The organism is Kitasatospora sp. NPDC056181 (assembly GCF_042266225.1).
Classification (GTDB): domain Bacteria; phylum Actinomycetota; class Actinomycetes; order Streptomycetales; family Streptomycetaceae; genus Kitasatospora.
In genome coordinates this window covers 1-6,087 of the sequence record NZ_JBHJUK010000269.1, presented here as the reverse complement: position 1 = coordinate 6,087, position 6,087 = coordinate 1, and the positions used below count along the sequence as shown (strand labels likewise).

At 75.6% G+C, this 6,087-nt stretch carries 5 protein-coding genes; 2 read left to right on the top strand and 3 right to left on the bottom strand.

Going from position 1 to position 6,087, the window contains the following annotated elements; translation table 11 throughout:
* The first annotated feature begins 399 nt into the window (after positions 1–399).
* Positions 400–843, top strand: coding sequence for a recombinase family protein (locus ACFC1F_RS42410; protein WP_376167058.1), 444 nt, complete (start codon positions 400–402; stop codon positions 841–843).
* Between the two features lie 287 nt (positions 844–1,130).
* The gene (locus tag ACFC1F_RS42405; RefSeq protein ID WP_376167056.1) at positions 1,131–3,992 is read left to right on the top strand and encodes an AAA family ATPase; all 2,862 of its coding nucleotides are present in this window, start codon (positions 1,131–1,133) and stop codon (positions 3,990–3,992) included.
* A gap of 92 nt (positions 3,993–4,084) precedes the next feature.
* Here ACFC1F_RS42405 and ACFC1F_RS42400 read toward each other — a convergent pair whose 3' ends face one another.
* The 3 genes from ACFC1F_RS42400 to ACFC1F_RS42390 all read right to left on the bottom strand — a co-directional run bounded on the left by ACFC1F_RS42400 (position 4,085) and on the right by ACFC1F_RS42390 (position 5,925).
* Entirely contained in the window at positions 4,085–4,255 is a 171-nt protein-coding gene (locus ACFC1F_RS42400; RefSeq protein ID WP_376167054.1) for a hypothetical protein, read from the bottom strand.
* 338 nt (positions 4,256–4,593) lie between these two features.
* Positions 4,594–5,202 carry an SMI1/KNR4 family protein gene (locus tag ACFC1F_RS42395; RefSeq protein ID WP_376167052.1) on the bottom strand — a complete coding sequence of 203 codons (609 nt, stop codon included), beginning with the start codon at positions 5,200–5,202 and terminating at the stop codon, positions 4,594–4,596.
* A gap of 249 nt (positions 5,203–5,451) precedes the next feature.
* A complete protein-coding gene (locus tag ACFC1F_RS42390; RefSeq protein WP_209417535.1) occupies positions 5,452–5,925 on the bottom strand; it encodes a hypothetical protein in 474 nt (157 codons plus the stop codon).
* Positions 5,926–6,087 lie beyond the last annotated feature (162 nt).

Genomic DNA, 6,087 nt, shown 5'->3' with positions numbered 1-6,087 from the left:
GATACTAACACCACAAGCTCGTCAGGGAGTGCGTTCGTGTGTACAATCAGAACCCGAACAGGCCCGGACCTGCTCGCGGAAAACTCGGACGTGGAATCGACCTTCCAAGCACTGTTTCGGCCGGGAGATTCCACGTTCACCCCAACGGTGGGCCTGGGGGCCAGGCCTCAAGGGCGAGCCGAGCGTTTTGCGTGGGCGGTCGTCGGGATCGACGACGACCGGTGCAGCACGGCGCCGGGGAACCGCCTGCCGCACGCCAGGGCCGCGGTGCCCGCGCCCCGCGGGCGGGAATGGGCGCCCGCCCCTATTGATCCCGCAGTGTTCCGTGGGGCCTGCTGGGGTGGACGGGTTTCCCCCCAGCCCGTCGACCCCCACGGACGGACGGAGCTGGTGAACGGCATGGACGACCACCTCACCGGGCCGGCGCGGCGCTCCCGGGCCGCCGCGATCTACCTGCGCTGCTACCCGCGCGACGCGGCCGGCACCGAGTACCAGCGCACCGCCCTGGAGTGGTTCGCCCTCCAGCAGGGGCTGCCCGCGCCCTACGCCTTCACCGACGACGGGCGCCGCTCGGGCGGGCCGCTGCCGGAGCTGGATCGGCTGCTGCGCCGGGTGGAACAGGGGTGGGTGGACACGGTGCTGGTGCCGGGGCCGTTCGTCTTCTCCCTCGACGACCGGGCCTCCGCCGCGACCGTGCGGCGCCTGGAGGAGCTGGGCTGCCGGGTGCTGGAACTGCCCGGCCGGGCACGGCGGGCCCGCCCGCCGGCCCCGCGCGACAGCCCCGACGGGCATGCCGCCCGCGCCCTGGCCGCACACCGCCCGCCCGCCTTGCGGAGCGCCTGACCTGCCCGGACCGTCCCTGGTGACCACTCCGTCCGCCGGTCACGGCATGATGGGCCGATGGCTTTCACAACGTCCGCCATCAGCCGTCCCGCGTGCGGGCCGGACGGGCGCGGTGGACGTGGGACGGGTGGGTGGTTGTGAGCAACAAGGGCAGTGCGGCCGGCACGGGCAGCGCCGGCGGCACGGGCAGTACGGGCCGACACGACACGGCAGCGACAGGCACAGCGGCAGGAACAGGCACAAGCACAGGGACAGGAACAGGAACAGGCACAGCGGCAGCCGCAGGGGTGGGGTTCGGCTTCGTCGGCCGCCGCCAGGAACTGGCCGCCCTCGTCCAGGCGATGGTCCGCCCGCCCGGCGTGGTCCTGGTCGAGGGCGAGGCCGGCATCGGCAAGTCACGCCTGGTTGCCGAGGCCGCCCGCGGCGTCGCCGCCGCCGGCGGCAGGGTCCTGACCGGCCTGTGCCACCCCCTGCGCGAACCCCTGGTCTTCGGCCCCGTCGTCGACGCACTGCGCGGCGTCGGCCCGCTACTGCCCCCCGTCGACGAGATCCCGGCCAGCGTCGGCGCCCTGCGCCCGCTGCTGCCCGACCTCGCCGACCGCCTGCCCCCGCCCCCGCCCGGCACCGGCGACGGACCCCCCGGACGCGGCCTGCTCGTCCAGGCGGTCCGCGCCCTGCTCGGGGTCCTCGGCGACGTGGTCCTGGTCGTCGAGGACCTCCACTGGGCCGACGACGCCACCCGCGAGCTGCTGCTCCTGCTCGCCCGCGACATGCCCGCCCGCCTCGTCCTCGTCCTCACCTACCGGGCCGAGGACCTCGCACCCGACACCCCCGTCCTCGGCGCCGCCTACCGGCGCCCCGCCGGCGTCGGCGGCCCCCTGCTGCGCCTGGGGCCGCTGGCCGAGGCCGAGGTCGGCGAACTGGCGCGCGCCGCCCTCGGCCCGGGGGCCACCGCCGCCCTCAGCCGGGTCCTCTACGAACGCAGCGAGGGCCTGCCCCTGGTCGCCGAGGAGGACCTCCTCACCCTCTGCGAGCAGCGGGGCACCGGCGGCCCGGCCGGCGCCGCCGACCTCGCCGCCGGCCTGGAACACTCCCAGGTCCCGCGCGGCCTGCACGACGCCGTCACCGAACGCCTCGCCGCCCTGACGCCCGACGCCGCCGCCGTCGCGGCCGCCGCCGCCGTGCTCGGCGTCCCGGCGGACGAGGACCTGCTCGCCGCCGTCGCCGCCCTCGACGCCACCGCCACCGCACAGGGCCTCACCCAGGCCCTGCGCGCCGCCGTCCTGCACGAGAACCCCCTCGCCCGCTACGGCTTCCGCCACGTCCTGGCCCAGCAGGTCGCCTACCGGCGCCTGCCCGGACCCCAGCGCAACGCCCTGCACCGGCGCGCCGTCGAGGCCCTCGGCGCGCGCGAACCGCGCCCGCTGGTCCAGATCGCCCACCACACCCTGGCCCTGGGCGAACGCCGCGCCTGGCAGGAGGTTGCCGAGTCCGCCGCCGACCAGGCGGTCGCACTCGGCGACAGCGGCAGCGCCGGCGCACTGCTGCGCCGCCTGCTGGAGGAACCCGACCTCGACCCCGGGCGCCGCGGACGCGCCGCCCTCGCCCTGGCCCGCATCGCCGCCAACGGCGTCGACTCGCAGGCCAGCATCACGGCACTGACCCGCATCCTCGCCGACCCCCGCCTGCCCGCCGCCGACCGCGGCGAGATCCGCCTCACCCTGGGCATCCTGACCGCCATCCACGGCGGCGACCGCTCCGGCTTCGCCCGCATCGAGGAGTCCCTGCCCGAACTGGGGGAGCGCCCCGCACGGGCAGCCCGGGCCATGGTCGCCATCGCCATGAACGAGCGCGACGGCGCCGGCGAACACGCCTGGCAGTGGCTGCAACGCGCCGAGCAGACCCTGGCCCAGGCCCCCGAGGAGGAGGTCACGGCGGCCGTCCAGGCCACCCGGCTGACCTTCCTCGCCCGCGAGGGCGACCCGCACGTGTGGCACCTCCTCGACGCCCTGCCACGCAGCGGCGACAGCGCCGAGGTGATGCGCCAGAGCGCCCGCGCCCTCTACAACGCCGGCGAGATCTCCATCGAACTGGGACACGACGCCCGCGCCGCCCGCCTGCTGGAGGAGAGCCGGCAGCTGTCCCGGCAGGCGGCCATCCCGTACCTGGAGTGCTACAGCCGCATCGCACTGCTGCGCCTGGAGGGCCTGGCCGGGCACTGGGACGGGCTGGAGGAACGGTTCGCCGCCCTCGGCGAGGAGTTCCCCGACCTCGCGATGGCCGGCGCCGAGCGGGCGCTGCTGCTGGGCCGTCTCGCCGCGGCCCGCGGGCGCCTCGCGGTGGCCCGCCGGGAGTTCACCGAGGCCGGCGGGTACGGGGAACGCGAGTCGCAGGTGACGGCCGGGATGCGGGCCGCGGCCGGCCTGGGCGCGCTGCAGCTCGCCGAGGGCGCCACCGACCAGGCGCTGGCCACGCTGGCGCCGGCCGTCGCGGACCTGCGCCGGGCCGGGGCCTGGGCCCGCTGCGCCGAACTGCTGCCCGTCGCCGTCGAGGCCCTCCTGGCCGCCGGCGACCGGCCGGGGGCCGAACGGCTCGTCACCGAGGCCGCGGCCGCCCTGCCCGGCCGGGACGCGCCGGCCGCGTTCGCGGCGCTCGCACTGGCCCGCGGCCTGGTGCTGGCCGAGGCGGACCCGGAGGCCGCGGTCGAGGCGTTCACGCAGGCCCGCGACCAGTGGCGCGGGATCGGCCGCCCGCACGAGGCGGCCCGCGCCGAGGAACGGGCCGGCCGCTTCGGCGCGGCGTTCGACCTGGCGGCGGCCGAGGAGCGGATCGCCGCCGCCCAGCAGGCCTACCTGGACCTCGGGGCGGCCTCGGACGCGGCCCGCTGCCAGCGCGTCAGCCGCGACCTCGGCCTGGGCCGTACCGCCTCGCCCGGCCGGCGCGGCTACGGCGAACGGCTCTCGCCGAGGGAACGTCAGGTCGCGGCCCTGGCCGCCCAGGGCGCGGGCAACCAGGACATCGCCACCGCGCTGTTCCTGTCCCCGCGCACCGTCGAGCACCACGTGGCGAGCGCCCTGCGCAAGCTCGGCGTCGCCCGCGCCGGGCTGCGCGAGGCCCTGGCTGCCGCCGGCGAACCGGACGTGCCGTAGGCCGGGCACCCGGCCGGGCCCCGGCCGGCAGCGGTGGCGCCGGCCGGGTGTCCGGCCCGGCCGCCCGCGCCGGGGCTCCGGCCGGCCTGCGGTCAGCCGCGGTGGTGCGCGGCGCGCTCGGCGAGCCGGGACAGGCGGGCGAGCCGCGCCAGACGGGCCTGCCGTCCGGCGCCGCGGCGCGACGGCAGGACCAGCCCGGTCCCGTCGTCGACGGCGGTGAAGTGCTCCTGGGCGTAGAGACGGAAGCGTTCGCGGCGGGTCATGCTGGCCTCCGGCGGCGTCGGGGTCGGCGTCTTGGCGGTACTGCTGGCGGTACTGGTGAAGCTGCCTCCAGCAAACCCGCCCAGGCCGCGGGCAATCAATGCGTACCGGTACCCAACCCCCGCCCCCAACCTTGGGTACCACCCCCGCACCGCGCCCGGACCGTCACCGAACCCCGCCCCGGACCGTCACCGGACAGCGCCCGGACAGCGTCACGGACCCCGCCCGCCCGGCGTCCGTGACCCGTCCCGGCGTAGGTTCTCAACTCCGATGTCATGCGAGTGGCCACGTGACCAGCCGCTGGGAGCCGTTCTCCAAGGGATGACACAGCTCCGGATTCTCAGGGCCGTGACAGGTTCCCGTGATCGCGGTGCTGCCTCAGGATGCGGTCGACCGGCGCTCGCAGTGCGGGTGAGGTCAGTTCCAGGTCGCGGTTGTCGCGGCCGTCGAGCATGTGGTCGAGCCAGCGTTCGTACCAGGCCAGGAAGTCAGTGGCCGACGAGACGTGGGGGCCCCAGAAGCCGTCAGCGTTTCCGGTGACGACGCGGCCGGCCAGGGGACCTGTGATGCCGAGAAGCACCAGGTCGGTGCACCCTGCCTCGATGATGTGCAGGAACAGGTCACTTCGGTGAGGTGGGCCGTCGGCGAACGTGAACCCCCGAGGGCGGCCAGGCTCGCCTCGCGGGTCCATCGTGAACAGCCGGCATGACTGCAACGGCAGCAGGCCGTAGAAAGGCGATGCTCCGCCCCCGCCCAGTGCGGTCAGGAAGCTGCGGTAGGGATCGGGCAGTTCGATGTGGTGGTCGGCCTCGAACTCGGCGACCTCGGCGTCCGGCAACGGGGGTTCGAGGCGGAACCCGTGCTTCTCTTCACCGAAGGAGTGGCTTCGCAGCGCGGCATAGGGCACCTTGGCGAGCTTGCGTCGGATGCGGGCGATCCGGGAGTCCATGCGAACTCTTCTCTCTGTCCTCCGCAACCTACCTGCTGCGAACAGCGATTCTCAATCCCGTGTCAGATCGGCCAGTCACATGACATCGCGACTGAGGAAATGACACGGGATCTCTTTGAGAACCCACACCCGGCGTCCGTGACCCGTTTCCGCGTCCGTGACCCGTCCCTGAGGGTGCGGCCGTCCCTGAGGGTGCGCCGGCCGTGCCGGCCGCGCCGGCTGCGCGCCCGGCTACGGCTGCGTGCCCGGCTAGGGCCACACGACGACGCCGTCCCGCACGACCAGCGGCTCGACCTGGCAGGACTCCAGGAACCTGGTCCACCCCAGGGTGACGCTGCCGTCGGACTCCCGGTGCCGGTCGCCGGCCCTGGCGGCGAGCCAGCCGAGCAGCTCACCGGTGAGATCGAAATCGTTGGGGTGGATCTCCTGGCGGCTGGTCAGGGCCCATGCCCCGCACCAGGTGTCCTCCCGGCGCAGGAGTGCCGAGACGAGCGCGCCACCCACCCTGCGCGCCTCGCAGTGATCGCCCAGAAGGGGCCGGGGGAGGTCCTCGACGACGAGTACGCCGTCGTCGTCCAGGTCCGCGTACGGGAACCTGGGCACGATCCGCAGGACCTCCGGCCGGGGGCCGAGCCCGAGGTGCCAGCGGAGCTCGGCGAGCTCGTCCCCGGACAACTCGTCGCGCAGGTCCAGTGTGATCGTGAGTTCGAAGATGTCTCCCATGGCCGCACACGTTAGCGATCACGTCCGACGGCCGGGCCCGGGCCGGGCCCGCGCACTCCGCCCCGCCGCCGTGCGCCCTGCCGCCGCCCTGCCGCCGCCCGCCGCCGCCCCGCCGCCGTGCGCCCCGCGGCGGCGCCGCCCCACCCCGCCGTTGCCCGAACG